The organism is Rhodococcus quanlei (genome assembly GCF_055231015.1).
The window spans coordinates 70,790-89,834 of sequence record NZ_JBUYWD010000003.1; the positions used below are offsets into that span (position 1 = coordinate 70,790).

The window sequence follows — 19,045 nt, forward strand, 5'->3', positions numbered from 1 at the left end:
TTATCGCTCGTACTCGCGATTGCGACTGGACTTTCGAGTGAAATACAGAGGGGACGACTCATGAGATCAGCGATAATGGTGGTCGCGCTAGTGGCGCTCGCGGGAGGACTCGTGGCGTGTGGCAACTCGGACAGCCCTGCCTCGAGCGGGCCGACGAGCCCCACCCAGGCGGCCGGGACATCAGTACGTCAGAGCGGCGTGCCGGTTGACGAGCCGACGGTCGTGCCCAGCCTCGATGCTACGGACCCGACGCCCGCCCCGTATTCTCCCGGCCCCAGCCCTGTCGATGTGCCACCTCACGAGGAGCCGACCGTCGATGCACGCGACTATCAGCAGCGTGACAGCTTCTACTTCCAGTCGCCCACCGGCAACATCATGTGCGGAATCGTCCCGACGGCCACACTCGGCGTCGGTTGCCAGCTCGGTTACGCGAATGTCATCCCGCCTGAGCTGCCCGACTGCACCGACGCCCCCGATCGCAAAGTCGCCGTGCACATCTACGGCGGCAAAGTCGAGTTTCTGTGTACCAGGCAGGGTATCTTCATCGGTGATTCCGTCGACGGCACGCGCAAGGGTGGCGGCAAGGTCCTGAATTACGGCGACACCATCGTCGCCAACGGCGCAGCCTGCACCTCCACCCGGCAGGGCGTGCGCTGCGATGCAGGCGGACGAGGCTTCCTGATCGCTACCGACAGCCAGACCACCTTCTGAGAACGACGATACGGGTGGCGCGGCCAGATGTCTGCCGCCCCGCCCGTTGAATCGCCCGAGGTTTCCCGGCACTTCCTTTCGGGCCAGGAAGCATGCGTGTGCCGCCAGTCCACCCGGCGCGTCCAATGGTGTTCTCGGGTCGAGCCTGCGTGGGCCGGCAGATCGACTTCACCGGCATACCTCGTCCAGGTAACCCCCAACGTTAAGGCAGGAGACCTTGCCGCGCTGAATCCGCTCCGGACAGAACAAGCAGCAACATGGTGGTGAGGGCTTCGTCGCTCAGCCCGGCGGCCGGGAACGTGTATCGCAAAATAACGTCACCGAACCTGCCGTGGGCGAACAACGCCACAGAACCGAACTGGACCGACTGATTACGCTGCGCCACCTTCTTGTGCAGTGCGGCACTGATCGGACGGTCCCAGGCGAGCACACACGTCAGCGACAAGACGTCGAGGCCGTCCGACAGCGTCATCGCGCTCAGCGAGCACAGCGCCCCAGCAAATTCGAACCCCAGCGAACCGTCGTCGACGGTGTCGACGGAGACGAAGTTCGCCAGGGCCTCGGAGGCCCGGCTCTGCAACTGATCCGCGGTCACTTCACTCCCCCGAACCGCCGATCCCGTGACGCGAACTCCACACAGGCGTCCCACAGGTCGCGTCGATCGAAATCGGGAAAGAGCTTCTCCTGGTACACCATTTCGGCGTATGCCGATTGCCACAACAGGAAGTTCGATGTCCGTTGCTCACCGGAAGGGCGGAGGAACAGGTCGACATCGGGCATATCGGGTTCGTCGAGGAAACGGCCGATGGTGGCCTCCGAGATCTTCTCCGGATCGAGCGTTCCAGCCGCAACACGGCGACCGATCTCACGAGCAGCGTCGGCGATCTCTGCGCGACCGCCGTAGTTGACGCACATCGTCAGGTTCATGACGGTGTTGTGCTTGGTCATCTCCTCGGCGATCTCGAGTTCCTTGATCACGCTGCGCCACAGTTTCGGGCGACGACCTGCCCACCGGACTCTTACGCCCATCTCGTGCATCTCGTCACGACGACGGCGGATCACGTCACGGTTGAACCCCATGAGAAACCTGACTTCCTCGGGGCTGCGCTTCCAATTCTCTGTGGAGAACGCGTAGGCGGACAACCATTCGACACCCATTTCGATGCAGCCACACACGGTGTCCATCAGGACAGCTTCGCCGCGTTCGTGTCCGGCGGTGCGGGGCAGCCCGCGCTCTTGCGCCCAACGCCCGTTGCCGTCCATGACCAGTGCTACGTGGCGCGGAATCAGTTCTGTCTGCAGCTTCGGAGGTGTGGCACCGGACGGGTGCGGGTCCGGAGGTCGAACTTTCCGGTCTACCGAGGCGTCATGCGCTGCTCGCGGTTCGCGTCGTCGAATCACGGCCCCCATCCTGCCTGACCGGGTCTGCCCCACCTACCGCCGCATGGGGGCGTGCCCGCTCGATCAGTGGCAACGTGCGCAGTTGTCGTTCCAGGTGCCATTGCAAGTGTGCGGCCACGAGCCCGCTGGCTTGTGCACGAAGCGATGCTGATGCCATCTCTGCGCCTGCCCACTCGCCGCGATACAACGCATCCATGTGGTCGAGAACCCCGGGCGACGGTGTCGCTGCACCGGGCGGGCGGCAGTGCACACACACCGCTCCCCCTGCTGCGACGTGGAAGGCCCGGTGCGGGCCCGGTGCCGCACATCGCGCGCATTCCTCCAGCGCCGGTGCCCACCCGGCATATCCCATTGCCCGCAACAGGTAGGCGTCGAGAATCAGCTCGGGTGCCCTCTGGTGTTGGGCGATCGCCCCCAAGGCACCCACGGTGAGGCGGTGTAGCTGCGGTGCCGGTGCGCGTTCCTCACCCGCCAGACGCTCCGCGGTCTCGAGGATCGCGCAGGCTGTGGTGTAGCGGCCGTAGTCGTCGACGATGTCGGTGGCGAACGCGTCGACCGTCTGAACCTGCGTGACGATGTCGAGATTGCGACCCGGATACAGCTGCACGTCGATGTGCGCAAACGGCTCGAGCCGGGCACCGAACTTGGACTTCGTCCGCCGCACCCCCTTGGCCACCGCCCGCACCAGACCGTGCTGCCGTGTGAGGAGCGTGACGATACGGTCGGCTTCCCCCAGCTTGTGCTGGCGCACGACCACCGCATTGTCTCTGTACAGCCTCACCTGCCCAGTCTCTCACGATGAGCCGACAACCAGGCCCAGCGAAGCGTCAGTTCAACGACTGCGCGGCATCGTGATCATGGGTCGGCACGATGCGCACCCGATCACGAACCGCGTGCAGTCGGTGCAAAGTCCGGAACGTCTCCTCGCGATCGGCGTCGACCAGCATCCCAGGAAACGACGCCTTGCTGCGAACGTTCTCGATCTGCAGGTGATGCCATGCGGCATCGCCCGAAAGCAACACCGGACCGCGCGCCGTGTTGAGCAGTAAACCGATGCTTCCCGGCGTGTGCCCCGGCAGGTCGACGAGCGTCACCGACCCGTCGCCGAACATGTCGTGACTGCGGGTGAACGTGAGAACCGGTGGCCCGCCCAGCACGAACTCGTCGATCTCCCGACCCTCGAGGGACGGCCGCACTCCACCGACCGGCGCCGTGACGTCGTCCATCACCCATGCTCGTTCGGGGGCATGCACCCGCACCGGAAGATCCGGCATGTCCAGCAAGCCGGAGACGTGATCCCAGTGCAGGTGCGTGGGCAACGCGAAATCGAGGTCGTCGGGCGACATCCCGACCCGATCGAGGGAGGTGCAGATGTCCAGCGCCCCGTCCGAAGGCCGAACCAGGGGCCGGAGAAGGCCCGGCAACTCGGCGACGGCACGATCGACCACGTCGGTGCAGATACTCGGGTCCACAACGAAAGTTGCTGCGGGATGCCGTACCAGATACGACGTCATCGAATTGCCGGACATCACAGGACGCCGGACACCTTCGGCAAGGATCGCGGTCGGCACTTGCCGTGAAACCTGCGGCAGTGCCAGAACCTGAACCTCCGCACGGGCATTCGGCAGACCCACGTCCTCGAGGCCACCCAGGAACGCCCCGTCGACCGGCCGTGGGCGAATCAGCCCGGGAACCATGCCACCGATGGCGGCACAACACGTCAACAGACTCGGCTTGGCTACGGGAGGTTTGGCTACGGGCTGGAGACCGTTTCGCGGCATGACCGCCACAGTACGTGGCCGAACCGGACCGATGCCGAACAAGTCGGTTCGGGGTCAATCTCGAGCGAGAAGGTCCCTCGTGATCTCCAATTGCCCCAGATGCTGAGCCAATTCACGGCTGATGTGCATGAGCACCCACTCCGGGGTCGCGCTCGCCACGCTTGCGGATCGAGTACTCCCCACTGCGTTTCGGTCGCGGATACCGTCCGTCAGCGCTATGTCGACCCACTCCGCGAACTGCGCTTTGACCAGACGAACATCGGCGACCAAGTCTTCGACAGACCCGCTCGCCGTGAACTCCGCATCCCGGTCGCGCGGTATCTGTAGGCCGGCGACCACCGATCCACCCCAGAACCGCAGCATTCCCACGCAGTGGAACACGATGGCGTAGGGCGAATTGGCTCCTGGCAGATCGGGCACTCGGTTGGCATCCGGATCACCGAGGTCCTGCAGGATCGTCACCATCGCGTCGAGGCTCTCGCCACAGATATCGAGTACCGCTGACGAGAGTCCGGATTCCGAATTGGTACGAGGCACGTCCATGAGTGTCAGTTCACCACGACCCCGGCCGGAGCGCAGCGGGGGAACCCGCGCAGGACGGGCACGCAATTGCGGTGACGTCGTGCAGCGTCAAGCCGCGACGCCATACCACCGGCCCGAATCCGGGCAGCGAGGACGCTGCCCGACCGAGCAGGTTCGACCGCACGACGGACACGAACACCGCCATACCGACCACGACCATCCAGATCGGGAACGGATACAGAATGATCCGTTCGGTCAGGCCGAAGTACATGTCGGGGAAGGCAAGGAGTCCCCCGCCTGCGATGCCGATCACCGCGCAGACCGTCGTCCATACGGCGGTCCAGCGCATCCGGCGCCACAGTGTCCACGCGACGAGAATCAACAGTATGTGCCTGCCGACGAACCCCGGCAGTACGGCAACGAAATGCCCGATCGGATTGTCGTTGGCAGGAAAGAACCCGGTGGCAGCCGTACTCACGCCGATCATCACGGCCAGAACCACCGACCATCTGCGTCTTCGGCCCGGGGGCAGATGGCGGCGCAGCAGCACGGCCCCTGCAATCACGAGCAGGCCCATGATCACGAACGAGATGTTCATGTACCAGTGCAACGGCGAACACACCTGCTGACAGTCGGTGACACCGAGATCGCTGATCGAGTTGCGGACGAAGCTGTAGGGCGTCGACCACGCCTCCGCGGTGAGGACCTCCGACACCAGATATCCCACTGCGAGAATCCAGAAGAGGCTGCCGACGAGTAGCCGAATGTCGTGCGCGTCCATTCCCTGCTTTCACGGTTGTCCGTCATCGATCTGGCCACGCTACCTGGTTTCGACCCGTGAGTGTTACCAATTCGTTATCACACCAACCGCTCGCCCTGATACTGTTCGTTCGAACGAACAACCGCGGAAGAGGGTAGATGAGCACTGAAAACGTGAGCGAGCGCGCACCGGATGCAACCGACCAGCGCGGTACATCGACGTCTCCTCGCCTGGTCGACCAGGTAGCGGACCTCGCGTCCGGCAAGATCACGTCGGTCGAAGCAACCCGCACGGTCCTCGATCGCATCGACGCCAGCCAGCCCACCCTCAATGCGTTCAGGATCATCCGCCGCGAAAAGGCTCTCGCCGAAGCCGCCGAGGCCGACCGCCGACTCGCTGCAGGCGAGCGTCTCCCCCTCCTCGGCGTACCGATGGCCGTCAAAGACGACATCGACGTTGCCGGCGAACCCACAGCCTTCGGCGCTCCCGGAAATTTCCCACCGAAGGCCGCCGATTCCGAAATGGTTCGTCGGCTGCGCGCGGCGGGGGCCGTCATAGTCGGCAAGACCAATGCACCCGAACTCGGATGGTGGCCGCTGACCGGAGGTCACTTCGGCTACACGCGCAATCCATGGCACCGCGATCACACACCCGGCGGATCCTCCGGGGGCACCGCCGCGGCCGTGGCCGCGGGAATCTTCCCAGCACTTATCGGGTCGGACGGTGCGGGCTCGGTCCGAATCCCGGCCGCATGGACCAACCTCGTCGGCATCAAACCCCAGCGCGGTCGCATCTCCACGTGGCCGCACGCCGAGGCGTTCTACGGACTGACCGTAAACGGCCCACTGGCCCGCACGGTCGGCGATGCCGCACTGCTCCTCGACGTCGCCTCGGGAAATCACGATGGCGACATCCACCGCCCCGACCCCGTCAGCGTGAGCGATGCCGTCGGCCGAGACCCTGGCGTGCTGCGGATTGCGCTCTCACTGCGAATGCCCTTCACCGGCACACCGTCAACCCTGCACCCCGAGATTCGCCGCGCAGTATGGAACACTGCGCGCGTCTTGCGAACACTCGGACACCATGTCGTGGTCGACGACCCGGACTACGGAATCCTGTTCGGCCTCAACTTCCTTCCACGGTCCTATTCCGGCTTGGACGACTGGCTGCGCACTTTCCCCGACGTCACTTTGGCCGACGCCAGGACACGACTCAAAGCACGGAACGGTCGGATCCTGCATGGGCTCCCCCTGCGCGCCGCACGCGCCGCCGAACCCCGAATGCGCCGCCGAATCGGTGCGATCTTCGACGAGTACGACATCGTTCTCGCACCGACGACCGCATCACCGCCACCGCACGTCGAGGCGCTGGACGGCATCAGCTCGTGGGAGACCGACAGGGCCGTCACCGCGTTGTGCCCCTACGCCTGGCCGTGGAACGTGCTCGGCTGGCCCAGCGTGAACGTGCCCGCAGGATTCACCAAGGAGGGACTCCCCGTCGGAGTGCAACTGATGGGTCACGAGAACTCCGAGCCACTGCTCGTTTCCGTTGCAGCACAGCTCGAGTCGGTGCTGCACTGGGAGCGATCCACTCCTGACCAGTGGTGGTAACGTGCCATCGATGACTACGGGTCCGCAATCGTGAGCGCCTCCACCGGTGCCCGCGAGAAGATTCTCGCGGCAGCACTTCATATCGTCGGTACCGACGGCATTCCCGCGCTCACGAACCGCAGCATTGCCGCGCGGGCCGAGGTGTCGCTGGGCTCGATCACCTACCACTTCCCGACTCAGTCGGATCTGCTCAGGTCGGCGTTGACGAGCTTCGTAGCGGAAGAAACCACCCGCATCACCGACATAGCACAGGAATACCGCGACAAAGGCCTGAGCATCGAGGATGCTGCCGAACTCACCGATCAGGTGGTCAAGGACCTCGCGTTCTCCGCCGAACGAATCGCACCGTTCGAATTGTTCATTCAGGCCGGCCGCGATCATTCTCTGCACGAAGCAGCGGCCGAGTGCTTCGCCGCCTACGACGAACTGACGTCGACGATCCTGTCCGCACTCGGCATACCCGAACCAGAAACGGTGGTTCCGACGGTCGTGGCAACCATTGCCGGCCTTCAACTTCGCCGACTCGCGACCGGGAACTCCGAGCAGGACATCACCGGCGCGCTGCTACTACTCCTGCGCGGGGCCATCGCCGCCGCTCTCGACCCGCAATCCTGATGCGCTGCGGTCGACGAGCCGTGCCACCGAGTCCGGTACCGTCGTTCCGCTCTTCACCCACGGGGCCGCAACGGGTGACCCTGCGACCGAGCGAACGGGAACGACCCCTGCCCAATTTCCGGTGAACTCAGCCGGCTCGCCCGGCGGCGCGTCGCGAACCTTGACGGTCCATTGACCAGGGGAAATCGGCAGAGCAAGCGCGAGCGTCGCGGCCAGTTCCTTGGGGAGGTGCCCACGCACTTCCTCACTGCGACCCGGAATCACCGAATCGGAAAGAGCGTTCAGTGCCGATACAGATTCGCCCCCGTCAAGACCGACGAGGTTGCCACGCACTACCGCCGACCGATAGTTGGCCGAGGAGTCGAACAGCGTGTCCGCCACCACGATGCCATCGAGCAGAGTGACGCACAGCGTGGCGGGCGCCCCTTCCGCCACGTGCCGCAATGCACCGGCACCGGTGGAGCCGTGCAGTAGGACTCGGTCTCCGTCGCGCGCGTACAGCATCGGCACGGCCCACGGCATACCGTCGACCACGGTGGCGAGGGTCCCCACCACCGCGGCATCCAGAACTGCATCGAGGTCCGCGCGTTCGGTCCGCGCGCGTTCAGGGTATCTCCGCACCTTGTCCATCTCAGACTCCCAAGAGGTCAGAATCCCAAGCGGCCCATTTGCTTCGGGTCGCGCTGCCAGTCCTTCGCCACCTTCACGTGCAGTTCCAGGAAGATCTTGGTGCCCAGGATCTTCTCGATCTGCCCGCGCGCGTTGGTGCCCACGTCACGCAAGCGGGCACCGCCCTTACCGATGACGATGCCCTTCTGACTCTGACGCTCCACATAGAGCAGGGCGTGCACATCGAGCAACTCCCCCTGCTTCTCCGTGCGCCCTTCGCGCGGGATGATCTCCTCGATCACGACAGCGAGCGAATGTGGAAGCTCGTCCCCGAGGCCCTCGAGCGCAGCCTCACGAATGAGTTCCGCCATCAGGACCTCTTCGGGTTCGTCGGTGAGCTCACCGTCGGGGTAGAAGGCAGGCCCGGGCTCCATCTGCGCAGACAGAACATCGACCAGCAGTTCTACCTGCTCCCCCGACGCCGCAGACACCGGCACGATCTCTGCATCCGGGCCCAGCAGCTTCGACACCTCGAGCAACTGCTTACCGACCGCGTCACGCCCGACCTTGTCGATCTTGGTGACGATGCCGACGATCTGCGTCTTGGGAGCAATCTGCCTGACCTGCTGGACGATCCACCGATCGCCCGGCCCGATTCGCTCGTCGGCCGGAATGCACAAGCAGATCACATCGACCTCGGAATAGGTGTCCTGCACCAGATCGTTGAGCCGCTGCCCGAGCAGGGTGCGGGGGCGGTGCAAGCCCGGTGTGTCGACGAGGATCAGCTGCGACGTCTCGCGATGCACGATTCCACGGATGGTGTGGCGCGTAGTTTGCGGACGCGACGACGTGATCGCAATCTTGCTCCCCACCAACGCATTCGTCAGTGTGGACTTGCCGGTATTCGGTCTTCCCACGAAACAGACGAATCCGGAACGGAATTCGGGCTCACTCATGTCACTCCTCGATCACGGATCCATCAGGTCGCGCGAAGACTAGCGTCGCCTCCGCGCCGAGTTCACGGAGCGCGGCCACTCCGGGATCGGTGTGGTCGCCGCCGACCACCACTGCCGCTTCGAAACCACGCGCACCGCTCGATACCGCCGCCGCAACAGCACCCTGAAGCGCTGTCAACGTCAACGAGTTCAGCCGTATGGCACCCGCCGCATAACTGCGCCCGTCCACGTCGCGAACCGCCGCACCCTCACCACTCTCGGTGCGCGCGAGCGCACCCCGGGCGAGAACCAACAGCTTCGTGTCCTCTTCTCCCAGCTCGGTCGTCATCGATCCCCGCTGTCGGCGTCCGCGACGTCCGTACCGTCATGCGTTTCGCCGAGTTCGGGTTCGCGCGGCGCACGATTCACGAGGACGGTATTGATCCGCACCCGTCCGCGAACATCGCTCGCTCCCTCTCCCCGCAGCACCAGGCCCGCCACGGTCACCTCGGAGCCGGGCAGCGGCACTCTGCCCAGTTCGTACCCGATGAGACCACCGACGGTCTCCACCTCGTCGTTCTCGATGTCGATCTCGTACAGTTCGCCGAGACTCTCGATGGGAAGCCGCGCGGAGACGCGATAACTGCCGCGCCCGAGGTCCTCGACCGGAGGTGTTTCGTCCTGATCGTATTCGTCGGCGATCTCACCGACGATCTCCTCGAGAACGTCCTCGATCGTCACGAGTCCCGCGATTCCTCCGTATTCGTCGACGAGAACCGCCATGTGGTTGCGGTCGCGCTGCATCTCGGCGAGCAGGCTGTCCAAGGCTTTCGAATCGGGAACGAACACGGCTTGCCGCATCACGTCCCCCACGCGCACACTGCGGCCGCCGTCACGCGAATGATAAGTCTGCTGCACCAAATCCTTGAGGTAGACGACACCGAGAACGTCGTCCACGTTTTCTCCGATCACCGGGATCCGTGAGTGTCCGCTGCGCACCGCCAGCGACGTCGCCTGACCGGCACTCTTGTCCGCCTCGATCCACACCATCTCCGTGCGCGGCACCATCACCTCGCGCGCCGACGTGTCACCGAGCTCGAAAACGGACTGGATCATCCGCCGCTCGTCGTCGGCGACCACTCCGCGTTCCTGTGCCATGTCGACCAGTTCGCGAAGTTCGATCTCGGATGCGAACGGGCCGTTGCGAAATCCGCGGCCCGGAGTGATGGCGTTACCGACCAGAATCAGCAACCTGCTGAGCGGCCCCAGCACCACGCCGATGACGTGCAGAGGCAGGGATGCGCCGAATGCGATCGAATACGCGTGCTGACGGCCCAGGGTTCGTGGGCCGACACCGATCACCACGTAGTCGACGAGGACCATGATGACAGCGGTGACCGTCAACGCCCACACCAGCGGGAACAGATCTATGAAGGCACCGGCCAGAACCACCGTTGCGGTGATCTCGCACAGGATGCGCAGCAACACCATCAAGTTCACGTAGCGCGGGCGATCTTCGAGAATTCGCACCACACGCGCGGCGCCTGTGCGACCGTCCTTGGCCATCTCGTCCACCCGCGCAGGTGAGATGGTGTTGAGGGCCGAGTCCACAGCCGCGAAAACCCCACCCAAGGGGACGAGAATCACCGCAAGAACGATCAACGGTATCGCGCCGGTCACCGGCGCACCTTCCCAGCCGGCATCTACTCGTGCCCCGTGCCGTCGAAGAATCCGGTCTTGCCGAGCAGCTTCTGGTCGCGTGCAGCGAGTGCGGCGTCGCGTTCGGCTCGACGAAGATCCTCGTACCACTCCTCGAGCAACCGGTTCTGCAGACCGAACATCTCCTTCTCTTCCCCCGGCTCGGCGTGGTCGTACCCGAGGAGATGCAAGACGCCGTGCACGGTCAGAAGGGCGAGCTCGTGAGCAAGTGGATGACCGGCTTTGTCGGCCTGGTCCGCAGCGAACGACGGGCACAACACGATGTCGCCGAGCATCGACGGACCCGGCTCGGGGGCATCCGGTCGGCCGCCCGGCTCGAGTTCGTCCATCGGGAACGACATGACGTCGGTCGGGCCGGGAAGGTCCATCCAACGCATGTGCAGGTCGGCCATGGATGCGGAGTCCACCAGCACCATCGACAACTCTGCCGCGGGATGGACGTCCATCCGCGCAATCACGAAGCGGGCGACACTGATCAACTCTCCCTCGGAGACGTCCATGCCCGATTCGTTCGAGACTTCGATGCTCATGTGTGGTGTTTCCTCCTGGTTCTTCGCGACGCTCACCCTACCGGCGCGGAGAGCGTGCGTGCGCCGACCGTCGCTGTGCGCGGTTGCCCAGTCGCACGTCGCTGTCACGCTCCTCCTCGAAACGTGCGTAGGCGTCGACGATGTCGGACACCAGGCGGTGCCGCACCACATCGCTGCTGTTCAGTTCTGCGAAGTGGATGTCGTCGATACCACCGAGAATCTCGGTGGCGGCCCGAAGACCGGACCTGGCGCCGCCCGGGAGGTCAACCTGCGTGACGTCGCCGGTGACGACCACCTTCGAACCGAAGCCGAGCCGCGTGAGGAACATCTTCATCTGCTCGGCCGTGGTGTTCTGGGCTTCGTCCAGGATGATGAATGCGTCGTTGAGAGTGCGACCACGCATGTAAGCCAATGGCGCCACCTCGATGACCCCGGATTGCATGAGCTTCGGGATCGCCTCGGGGTCCATCATGTCGTGCAGGGCATCGTGTAGGGGCCGCAGGTACGGGTCGATCTTCTCGTGCAGCGTGCCGGGCAGGAAACCCAGGCGCTCACCGGCTTCGACCGCCGGACGGGTCAGGATGATCCGCGACACATCCTTCGCCTGGAGAGCCTGCACAGCCTTCGCCATCGCCAGGTAGGTCTTGCCCGTGCCGGCCGGACCGATCCCGAACACGATGGTGTTCGCGTCGATCGCGTCGACATAGCGCTTCTGATTGAGAGTCTTCGGGCGAATCGTCTTCCCGCGACGGGAAAGGATGTCGAGTGTGAGGACCTCCGCAGGCGACTCTCCCACCCCCTCGGTGAGCATGCCCACCGTTCGGCGGACAGCGTCCGGAGTCAACGGCTGACGGCGAGCCACAATCGACGCCAGCTCGGCGATCACGCGCTCCGCCAACGCCACGTCGGCTGGGCGACCGCTGAGCGTCACCGTGTTCCCGCGAACGTGCACGTCGGCGTCCAGCACCCGCTCGAGCGCCCGCAGGTTCTCGTCCGACGATCCCAGGAAGGACAGCATCGACTCGGATGCGAGGTCCATCGTCGACTTCACCACACGCTCGGCAGGAGGAATGTCCTCGCGGTTCTCTTGTACTTCACTCACGTGGGGAATGTGGCCTACTTCCTGGTCCTTCACCGCAGCACGGCACTGCAGCGTCGATGCCCCAAAGTCTAACGCTCGCCGCCCGGGTCGCCCACCGAGTTCTCGGACAGCCGATCCACGACGCCGTCCACGACTGCTCGCGCCCGTTCGGGGGGCAGGCCCATCAGAACGAGACCGGTGACAGCGCACGTCTGCCCCCTGTCGGTGATCAACCCACGGTTTGCCTGTTCGAGATGCCCGAGAGTCACAGCTTCTGCGGTCGCCACGAGTACATCGACGGGCAGATACGTCGAAAACGTGCCGTTGTCTCGGCCGCGCTGGACGATGTCGCGGAGGAGACCCCGCATCGGTTCGAGCATGTGGTGAATTCGGGTATCGCCGATCTCCTTGCGTGCTACCGAGAGGAGCAGGCGAAACCTGTCGCCGACCGGCCAGATCTGCAGCGTCAGTTCCGCCATTGCGTCGGCAGGATCCCGAGAAGTCTCGTCGGCCTGCCCGGATGCGGCCATGAGTTCGGCGAACGCTTCCTCGGCAAGACCCTCCATCAGCTCGTGCCGACTGGGGAAGTGCGCGTAGACCGTGCGCCGCACCACTCCGGCCGCTCGCGCTACATCCTCCATGCTCGCATCCGGATCTGCGGCGAGCGCGACGATGGCCGCGTCCACGATGGCAATACGGTTCGCACGCGCATGGCGACGCCGCGGTGTTACCTCCTTCGGGCGTCCGATGGCCACCCGCCTCACCTCCTGGTGACAGCTTGCCTGTGAATCCGCGAATGTGATCCACGACAACAATACTTGCACAGTCGTGTGCAAGTTATTAAATTGCACAGCGTTGTGCAGTTTTCTGTAGCTGATATCGAGAGGGAAATGCGATGGTCACATTGGCAAGTCAGCCCGTGTCGCAGATGAACAGTCCATACCCACGGCGTTGGGCAGCACTCGGAGTGCTGTGCCTGAGCCTGCTCATCGTGGTGATGGCAAACACCGCCCTGATCGTCGCTGCTCCGAGCATGACCCGCGACCTGGGTCTGACGAGCGCCGACCTGCAGTGGGTGATCGACGGTTACACGGTTCCCTACGCCGCACTGATGTTGTTGTTCGGCGTGATCGGCGACAAGTACAGCCGACGCGGAGCGCTCCTGACCGGCCTCGGAGTATTCGGTGCCGGCGCAGTGTTCGGCAGCCTCGCAGACACCACCACCGTGGTCATCGCGGCGAGGATGGTGATGGGCGCCGGTGCCGCAATGATCATGCCTGCGACCCTGTCGCTGCTGGTCGCGACCTTCCCCCGAGCAGAACGCTCACGCGCTATCGCCGTGTGGGCCGCAACGTCCGGCCTTGCCATCGCCCTCGGACCGTTGCTCGCCGGATGGCTCCTCGAATCCAGCTCGTGGAACTCCACATTCCTGATCAATGTTCCGATCGCCGCCATCGCAGCGGTGGGCGCCCTCGCGTTGGTTCCACCGTCGAAGTCCGAGACCCAGGGCACCATCGACTGGATCGGCGGACTCCTGTCCGTGGCCACGATCGGCGGCCTGGTCTATGCGATCATCGACGGCTTCCACTTCGGAATCGGCTCGTCGACCGTCATTGCCGGACTCAGCGCAATCGTGGGCGCACTGCTGTTCCTGGCCTGGGAACTCGAACATCCACGTCCCCTGCTCGACGTCCGTAAGCTCGGCGACCGGACCGTCGGCGGTGCATCTCTCGCAGTTCTCATTCTGTTCCTCACCGCATTCGGGATCATCTACACCGTTGCTCAGCAGTTCCAGTTCGTGCTGGCCTACGGCCCTCTGGAAACCGGAGTCCGGCTTCTCCCGCTCGCGATCTGCGTGTCGATCGGCGCGGCCGTCGGCGGACGTCTGGTCGGACCGATCGGCATACGGTTCACGATCTCCTTCGGCATGGCTGTCGCTGCCGCCGGCGCGATGATCCTCACCGTCGTCGACGCAGACTCGGGATACGGCGTCTTTCTCGCCTCGCTCATCCTGACCGGCCTCGGAATCGGACTGTCAGTCTCGCCTTCCACGGACGCCATCATGGGCAGCTTCGCCGAACGCGACCTGGGCGCCGCCGGCGGCCTGAACGACACGGCCATCGAGTTCGGTGGTGCGCTCGGCATCGCGCTACTGGGGTCGGTGCTGGCATCGAACTACAAGGAGGGAATCGCAGGGTTCCTGGCATCCCTGCCGCTCGGTCAGCTGACCGGCCCGCAGGCCGAACAGGCGCAGCAGGCGATCGACATCGCCGGTAACTCGGTCGGTGGCGCGACTCTCGTGGCCCAAGAACTCGCCGAGAACCCCGTCGCCGCAGCGCTGGCAGAGCCCATGCTCGACGCGGCCGGGGTGGCGTTCACCGACGCAATCACACATGCGGGGCTGGTCGGCGGTGCCATGCTCGCCGTCGGCGCAGTCGTGGTCGCGTTCGTCCTACCCACCAACGCGCCGAGCGTCTCCACAGAGCAACCCCTCGAGCACAGCCTCGCGTGATACGGCCCAGCACCGGCTAGCGGTGTCCAAGAATGCGAAGTGGTCCTCCCCCTCGATCAGTTGGAGGGCCACTTCGTCTCCTGCGGCAACCGCAGCGTCTCGGTAGCGGGCACTGACCTCGGCCGGAATCTGCTGGTCTTCGGTGCCGTGAACGCACACCACAGGTACCCGGATCGGGACGCGATGGTGCGGTGAGGCCGACCGATACACATCCGGATTCTTGTCGTAGGTGACGCCGAAGAGCTGCTCGATGTAGCCGATTCGCCTCCCCCTCTCGCCCGCCGTGGCCAGATCGAGTGCCCCCGCCTGGGAAACCACACAATCGGGTGTATACGAAAGAGACTGTCCCGCAAGCCACACCGCCAGCTGTCCACCAGCAGAATGACCTACGATCCTCGACCGGGACACGTCCAGCCTCAGATCGGTGGACCCGGCGACCGGTCCGCCGATCGCCTCCCAGGCCGCCTTCACATCCGCCGCCATCTCCGGCCAGGCACCGCCTGCTCCGAGTCGGCGATATTCGATGTTCCAGACGGCAACCCCGTGTCGTGCCAGGTCGAGAGAGAACGATGTAGCCAGGTTCAGTTTGTAGTCACCGCTCCACGATCCGCCATGAATCACCATCACGACGGGAACCGGATCGCCTGCCGGCTCCTGCGGGATGTACAGGTGCCCGAACTGTTCGGGTTCGGAGCCGTACTCGATTCGAATGCGTGCCACGTCGGCGACAACCTTCCTGGTCATGACAGGCGGCGGACTCAGCCGACCGGCGGGTGCCCCCATCTGTGAGTCAATGCGCCGATCGCGCCGAGCGCTACGGCCGCCGCAGTAGACGTGCGCAGTACCTGCGGCCCCAACAGGACCGGAGAAGCACCTGCCTGCGCAAGCTTGTTCACCTCGTCGTCGGAGAGCCCGCCCTCGGGTCCGACGACGAGCACCAGCTCGGAAAGCTCCCGGAGTGGCAGCGAGGTCAACGACACCGTCGCCGACTCGTGCAACACCGCGACCGTGCCTCCCCGGGCGACCACATCTCGAACCAACGTCACCACGTCGGCAGTGCGACGGAGGTCGGCGATGTCGGGAACGATCGCCCGCCGCGACTGCTTGGCAGCCGCCTTGGCGGCATTTCGCCACCTGGCCAGGCCCTTCGCAATTTTGGGACCCTCCCATCGCGCCACGCACCGCGACGACTGCCACGGCACGATCGCATCGACACCGGCCTCGGTGGCCAGTTCGACCGCGAGTTCGGAACGATCGGCCTTGGGTAGCGCCTGCACCAACGTCACCCTCGGCGTCGGCACGGACACTCGGCGCACAGTGTGCACGATCAATTCCAGACGGTCCTTGCCCGCTGCGGTGACTTCGGAATCAGCGAGGCCACCCCGGCCGTCCGACAACACCACACGCTCGCCTACGGCGGTTCTTCTCACCGTCGCGGCGTGCCTGCCCTCGGGACCGTCGAGGACGGCAGCCGATCCGGCCTCCGGCAGCGGATCGAGGTAGAAGACCGTCGCGGCCACCGATCAGCGTCCGCTGAACGCTTCGCGCAACCGCGAGAACAGGCCACCCGTGTGCTGCGACTGGGTGGTGACGACCTCGGCTTCGTCGCGCGCCCGCAGATCCTTGAGCTCCCGCAGAAGCTTGGCTTCCTTGTTGTCCAACTTGGCGGGCACCACGACGTCGAGATGCGCATGGACGTCACCTCGGACACCGGACCGCAGCTTCGGCATACCGAAGCCGCGCACGATCGTGACAGCGCCGGGCTGTGTTCCCGGCTCGACCTCGATCTCCTTGGGTCCGTCGATGATCGACTCGAAGGTGACCTTCGTACCCAGAGCTGCGTCGATCATCGGTACGCGAACCGTGAAATGCAGATCTTCGCCGTCGCGGACGAACACCTCATGCTGCTTCTCGACGACCTCGACGTAGAGATCGCCGGCAGGGCCACCGCCCGGACCGACCTCCCCCTGCGCCGCAAGACGGATACGCATACCGCCGGCCACGCCCGCAGGAACCTTCACCGTGATGTCGCGGCGAGCCCGCACGCGGCCGTCACCGGCGCACTTGTGGCACGGATCCGGGATGGTTTCGCCGGCGCCGCGACAGGTCGGGCACGGCCGTGACGTCATGACCTGGCCGAGGAACGACCGCTGCACCGACTGCACTTCACCAGCACCGTTGCACGTCTCGCAGCGAATGGGCTTCGAGTTGCCGTTGGTGCCCGCACCCGTGCAGCTGTCGCACAGGACCGCAGTCTCGACGGTGACATGTTTGCTGACGCCCGTGGCGCATTCTTCGAGTGTGAGTTTGGTGCGGAGCAACGAGTCCGCTCCGGGCTGCACACGGCCACGAGGTCCGCGACCGGCTCCCCCGCCGCCACCACCGAAGAATGCCTCGAATACGTCACCGAGGCCGCCACCGAAGCCACCGCCGAAGCCTGCTCCGCCTCCGCCGCCACCCGAAGAGAGCGGGTCGCCGCCGAGGTCGACGATGCGACGCTTCTCAGGGTCCGACAACACCTCGTAGGCGGTCGAAATCTCGCGGAACCGGACCTGTGCTGCCTCGTCGGGGTTGACGTCGGGATGCAGTTCCCGGGCAAGCTTGCGGTACGCGCGCTTGAGCTCTTGGTCGGTCGCCTTCTGGTCGACGCCGAGCGTTCCGTAGTAATCCCGTGCCACGTTCGTCTCTCTCGTCCTTCTCTACAACTTGGTTCGATCACGTCTTGTTCGGTTTCGGTCGGCGCATCGCCGAACCGACGCTACCGCTCGGCGAGTACCTCGCCGACGTACTTCGCAACGGCTGCGACCGAGGCGATTGTTCCCGGATAGTCCATCCGAGTGGGTCCGAGCACACCCATACCGCCCAGCACGGTCCCTGCAGCGCCGTAGCCGGTCGAGATGACCGACGTTCCGCGCATCTGCTCGACCTTGGTTTCTTCGCCGATCTGCACCGTGACCTGTCCGCTCGTCTGCCTGGCGGCCAACAGCTTCAGTACGACCACTTGCTCTTCGAGCGCCTCGAGCACGGAGCGAAGCGAGCCCGGGAATCCGCCGATTCCAGGGAAATCCGCCGCATTGCGGGTCAGATTCGAGGTACCGCCGAGCACCAGTCGGTCCTCGGGATGCTCCACCAGCGTTTCCACCAACACCGTCGCCGACCGAATGACCGCATCACGCAAGTCGTCGGGCGCCTCGTCCGCCAGTTCGGACACGGCGATCGACGCAGCGGCCAACCGCTTGCCTTCGAGCGCGACGCCCAGCAGAGTCCGCAAACGCACCAGATCCTCGTCGTCGAGAACATCCCCGAGTTCGACGATGCGCTGATCGACACGGCCCGAATCGGTGATGAGCACCAGCAGCAAACGAGCCGGGGTGAGCGCCACCACCTCGAGGTGCCGGACAGACGAGGCCGACAACGTCGGATACTGGACCACCGCCACCTGCCGGGTGAGCTGTGCCAGCAGTCGCACACCGCGACGCAGCACATCGTCGAGGTCGACTCCGTTCTCGAGAAACTCGAGAATTGCGCGCCGCTCCGCCCCCGACAAGGGCTTCACATCCGCAATCCGATCCACGAAGAGTCGGTATCCCTTGTCGGTGGGGACCCGACCCGAACTCGTGTGCGGTTGAGCAATGTATCCCTCGTTCTCGAGCACTGCCATGTCGTTCCGGACAGTGGCGCTCGACACACCCAGATTGTGGCGGTCCACGAGCACTTTCGACCCGACCGGTTCCTGCGTGGAAACGTAATCGGCCACGATCGCGCGCAGCACCTCGAAACGTCGATCGTCGGTACTCGACACGCTGACCACCTCCGTTTCCGATTGCTACCGCCCAGACAGCGACTCCTTCACGCACGCCACCATCGGCGGTCGTGTCGCCTGCACCCAGTCTAATCGCCGACCGACCGCCATCCGGTCGAGGCCTTACTCTGGAGTCGATGATCTTCAAAGGCGTGATGGACGGCAAGCCGTATCCCGAGCACGGACTGTCGCTGCGCGACTGGGCCAAGATTCCGCCGCGCCAGGTACGACTCGACGAGATAGTGACGACCACGAAAGTGCTCGAACTCGACAGACTGCTGTCGGAGGATTCCACGTTCTACGGCGATCTCTTTCCCCACGCCGTGCAATGGCAGGGCGTGTTGTACCTCGAAGACGGATTGCATCGCGCAGTCCGATCGGCGCTCCGAAATCGAGTCGTTCTGCATGCACGCGTCTTCGACTACGACGAGATGCCGGGGATCATCACCGGCTGAGG

At 64.7% G+C, this 19,045-nt stretch carries 22 protein-coding genes; 5 read left to right on the top strand and 17 right to left on the bottom strand.

Features of this window, described 5'->3' with window-relative positions; genetic code table 11:
- Nucleotides 1–60: 60 nt before the first annotated feature.
- On the top strand, nt 61–711 hold the full coding sequence (locus tag ACZI8Q_RS02160) for a DUF6636 domain-containing protein (RefSeq protein ID WP_463371855.1): 651 nt from the start codon (nt 61–63) through the stop codon (nt 709–711).
- Nucleotides 712–913: 202 nt separating this feature from the next.
- On the opposite strand, the gene ACZI8Q_RS02165 is transcribed toward ACZI8Q_RS02160, so the two are convergent.
- From ACZI8Q_RS02165 to ACZI8Q_RS02190, 6 genes are read right to left on the bottom strand one after another with little or no spacing between them, the layout of a single operon-like run.
- A complete protein-coding gene (locus tag ACZI8Q_RS02165) occupies nt 914–1,306 on the bottom strand; it encodes a YbjN domain-containing protein (protein WP_463371856.1) in 393 nt (130 codons plus the stop codon).
- The gene (locus ACZI8Q_RS02170) at nt 1,303–2,112 is read right to left on the bottom strand and encodes an isoprenyl transferase (protein WP_463371857.1); all 810 of its coding nucleotides are present in this window, start codon (nt 2,110–2,112) and stop codon (nt 1,303–1,305) included. The genes ACZI8Q_RS02165 and ACZI8Q_RS02170 overlap by 4 nt, the downstream gene beginning before the upstream one ends.
- Nucleotides 2,078–2,893, bottom strand: a complete 816-nt coding sequence (gene recO, locus ACZI8Q_RS02175; protein ID WP_463371858.1) for a DNA repair protein RecO — start codon at nt 2,891–2,893, stop codon at nt 2,078–2,080. Before recO ends, ACZI8Q_RS02170 begins: the two co-directional genes overlap by 35 nt.
- 46 nt (nt 2,894–2,939) lie before the next feature.
- Nucleotides 2,940–3,893 carry an MBL fold metallo-hydrolase gene (locus ACZI8Q_RS02180; protein WP_463371859.1) on the bottom strand — a complete coding sequence of 318 codons (954 nt, stop codon included), beginning with the start codon at nt 3,891–3,893 and terminating at the stop codon, nt 2,940–2,942.
- A 54-nt stretch (nt 3,894–3,947) separates the two neighbouring features.
- Nucleotides 3,948–4,436, bottom strand: coding sequence for a mycothiol transferase (locus ACZI8Q_RS02185; RefSeq protein ID WP_463371860.1), 489 nt, complete (start codon nt 4,434–4,436; stop codon nt 3,948–3,950).
- A 10-nt stretch (nt 4,437–4,446) separates the two neighbouring features.
- Nucleotides 4,447–5,196, bottom strand: a complete 750-nt coding sequence (locus ACZI8Q_RS02190; RefSeq protein WP_463371861.1) for a DUF998 domain-containing protein — start codon at nt 5,194–5,196, stop codon at nt 4,447–4,449.
- Nucleotides 5,197–5,333: 137 nt separating this feature from the next.
- Here ACZI8Q_RS02190 and ACZI8Q_RS02195 point away from each other — a divergent pair, with 137 nt between their 5' ends.
- Both ACZI8Q_RS02195 and ACZI8Q_RS02200 read left to right on the top strand, forming a co-directional pair.
- Nucleotides 5,334–6,785, top strand: a complete 1,452-nt coding sequence (locus ACZI8Q_RS02195; RefSeq protein ID WP_463371862.1) for an amidase — start codon at nt 5,334–5,336, stop codon at nt 6,783–6,785.
- 30 nt (nt 6,786–6,815) lie between these two features.
- The gene (locus ACZI8Q_RS02200; RefSeq protein ID WP_463371863.1) at nt 6,816–7,400 is read left to right on the top strand and encodes a TetR/AcrR family transcriptional regulator; all 585 of its coding nucleotides are present in this window, start codon (nt 6,816–6,818) and stop codon (nt 7,398–7,400) included.
- Here ACZI8Q_RS02200 and ACZI8Q_RS02205 read toward each other — a convergent pair.
- From ACZI8Q_RS02205 to ACZI8Q_RS02235, 7 genes are all read right to left on the bottom strand, one after another.
- Nucleotides 7,353–8,030 (bottom strand): pyridoxamine 5'-phosphate oxidase family protein, encoded by a 678-nt coding sequence (locus ACZI8Q_RS02205; RefSeq protein ID WP_463371864.1) that lies wholly within the window; start codon nt 8,028–8,030, stop codon nt 7,353–7,355. The genes ACZI8Q_RS02200 and ACZI8Q_RS02205 overlap by 48 nt on opposite strands.
- Nucleotides 8,031–8,047: 17 nt before the next feature.
- Nucleotides 8,048–8,965 (bottom strand): GTPase Era, encoded by a 918-nt coding sequence (gene era, locus ACZI8Q_RS02210; RefSeq protein ID WP_463371865.1) that lies wholly within the window; start codon nt 8,963–8,965, stop codon nt 8,048–8,050.
- Nucleotide 8,966: 1 nt separating this feature from the next.
- Complete coding sequence (locus tag ACZI8Q_RS02215) at nt 8,967–9,293, bottom strand: cytidine deaminase (protein ID WP_463371866.1); 327 nt, start codon at nt 9,291–9,293, stop codon at nt 8,967–8,969.
- Nucleotides 9,290–10,624: a hemolysin family protein gene (locus ACZI8Q_RS02220; RefSeq protein ID WP_463371867.1), complete on the bottom strand. Its 1,335-nt coding sequence runs from the start codon at nt 10,622–10,624 to the stop codon at nt 9,290–9,292. Before ACZI8Q_RS02220 ends, ACZI8Q_RS02215 begins: the two co-directional genes overlap by 4 nt.
- A 23-nt stretch (nt 10,625–10,647) precedes the next feature.
- Nucleotides 10,648–11,193: an rRNA maturation RNase YbeY gene (gene ybeY, locus ACZI8Q_RS02225; RefSeq protein WP_463371868.1), complete on the bottom strand. Its 546-nt coding sequence runs from the start codon at nt 11,191–11,193 to the stop codon at nt 10,648–10,650.
- Nucleotides 11,194–11,230: 37 nt separating this feature from the next.
- A complete protein-coding gene (locus ACZI8Q_RS02230; RefSeq protein WP_463371933.1) occupies nt 11,231–12,232 on the bottom strand; it encodes a PhoH family protein in 1,002 nt (333 codons plus the stop codon).
- Between the two features lie 131 nt (nt 12,233–12,363).
- Nucleotides 12,364–13,029 carry a TetR/AcrR family transcriptional regulator gene (locus ACZI8Q_RS02235; protein ID WP_463371869.1) on the bottom strand — a complete coding sequence of 222 codons (666 nt, stop codon included), beginning with the start codon at nt 13,027–13,029 and terminating at the stop codon, nt 12,364–12,366.
- 140 nt (nt 13,030–13,169) lie between these two features.
- Between ACZI8Q_RS02235 and ACZI8Q_RS02240 the strand changes: the two genes are divergently transcribed.
- Nucleotides 13,170–14,786: an MFS transporter gene (locus tag ACZI8Q_RS02240; RefSeq protein ID WP_463371870.1), complete on the top strand. Its 1,617-nt coding sequence runs from the start codon at nt 13,170–13,172 to the stop codon at nt 14,784–14,786.
- On the opposite strand, the gene ACZI8Q_RS02245 is transcribed toward ACZI8Q_RS02240, so the two are convergent.
- From ACZI8Q_RS02245 to hrcA, 4 genes are all read right to left on the bottom strand, one after another.
- The gene (locus ACZI8Q_RS02245; protein ID WP_463371934.1) at nt 14,727–15,506 is read right to left on the bottom strand and encodes an alpha/beta hydrolase family protein; all 780 of its coding nucleotides are present in this window, start codon (nt 15,504–15,506) and stop codon (nt 14,727–14,729) included. The two genes, ACZI8Q_RS02240 and ACZI8Q_RS02245, sit on opposite strands and share 60 nt — an antisense overlap.
- A gap of 38 nt (nt 15,507–15,544) precedes the next feature.
- Complete coding sequence (locus ACZI8Q_RS02250; RefSeq protein ID WP_463371871.1) at nt 15,545–16,306, bottom strand: 16S rRNA (uracil(1498)-N(3))-methyltransferase; 762 nt, start codon at nt 16,304–16,306, stop codon at nt 15,545–15,547.
- A gap of 3 nt (nt 16,307–16,309) precedes the next feature.
- A complete protein-coding gene (gene dnaJ / locus ACZI8Q_RS02255; RefSeq protein WP_463371872.1) occupies nt 16,310–17,464 on the bottom strand; it encodes a molecular chaperone DnaJ in 1,155 nt (384 codons plus the stop codon).
- 80 nt (nt 17,465–17,544) lie between these two features.
- Nucleotides 17,545–18,588 carry a heat-inducible transcriptional repressor HrcA gene (gene hrcA, locus ACZI8Q_RS02260; protein ID WP_463371873.1) on the bottom strand — a complete coding sequence of 348 codons (1,044 nt, stop codon included), beginning with the start codon at nt 18,586–18,588 and terminating at the stop codon, nt 17,545–17,547.
- A gap of 137 nt (nt 18,589–18,725) precedes the next feature.
- On the opposite strand from hrcA, the gene ACZI8Q_RS02265 reads away from it, so the two are divergent.
- Nucleotides 18,726–19,043, top strand: coding sequence for a type II toxin-antitoxin system VapB family antitoxin (locus tag ACZI8Q_RS02265; RefSeq protein WP_463371874.1), 318 nt, complete (start codon nt 18,726–18,728; stop codon nt 19,041–19,043).
- Nucleotides 19,044–19,045: the final 2 nt, after the last annotated feature.

Excerpts from the sequence above, each read along its gene's own strand:
- ACZI8Q_RS02160 (WP_463371855.1), top strand. The coding sequence starts at position 61 with ATGAGATCAGCGATAATGGTGGTCGCGCTAGTGGCGCTCGCGGGAGGA.
- ACZI8Q_RS02180 (WP_463371859.1), bottom strand. The coding sequence starts at position 3,893 with ATGCCGCGAAACGGTCTCCAGCCCGTAGCCAAACCTCCCGTAGCCAAG.
- ACZI8Q_RS02185 (WP_463371860.1), bottom strand. The coding sequence starts at position 4,436 with ATGGACGTGCCTCGTACCAATTCGGAATCCGGACTCTCGTCAGCGGTA.
- ACZI8Q_RS02190 (WP_463371861.1), bottom strand. The coding sequence starts at position 5,196 with ATGGACGCGCACGACATTCGGCTACTCGTCGGCAGCCTCTTCTGGATT.
- ACZI8Q_RS02195 (WP_463371862.1), top strand. The coding sequence starts at position 5,334 with ATGAGCACTGAAAACGTGAGCGAGCGCGCACCGGATGCAACCGACCAG.
- ACZI8Q_RS02205 (WP_463371864.1), bottom strand. The coding sequence starts at position 8,030 with ATGGACAAGGTGCGGAGATACCCTGAACGCGCGCGGACCGAACGCGCG.
- era (WP_463371865.1), bottom strand. The coding sequence starts at position 8,965 with ATGAGTGAGCCCGAATTCCGTTCCGGATTCGTCTGTTTCGTGGGAAGA.
- ACZI8Q_RS02215 (WP_463371866.1), bottom strand. The coding sequence starts at position 9,293 with ATGACGACCGAGCTGGGAGAAGAGGACACGAAGCTGTTGGTTCTCGCC.
- ybeY (WP_463371868.1), bottom strand. The coding sequence starts at position 11,193 with ATGAGCATCGAAGTCTCGAACGAATCGGGCATGGACGTCTCCGAGGGA.
- ACZI8Q_RS02230 (WP_463371933.1), bottom strand. The coding sequence starts at position 12,232 with ATGGACCTCGCATCCGAGTCGATGCTGTCCTTCCTGGGATCGTCGGAC.
- ACZI8Q_RS02240 (WP_463371870.1), top strand. The coding sequence starts at position 13,170 with ATGGTCACATTGGCAAGTCAGCCCGTGTCGCAGATGAACAGTCCATAC.
- ACZI8Q_RS02265 (WP_463371874.1), top strand. The coding sequence starts at position 18,726 with ATGATCTTCAAAGGCGTGATGGACGGCAAGCCGTATCCCGAGCACGGA.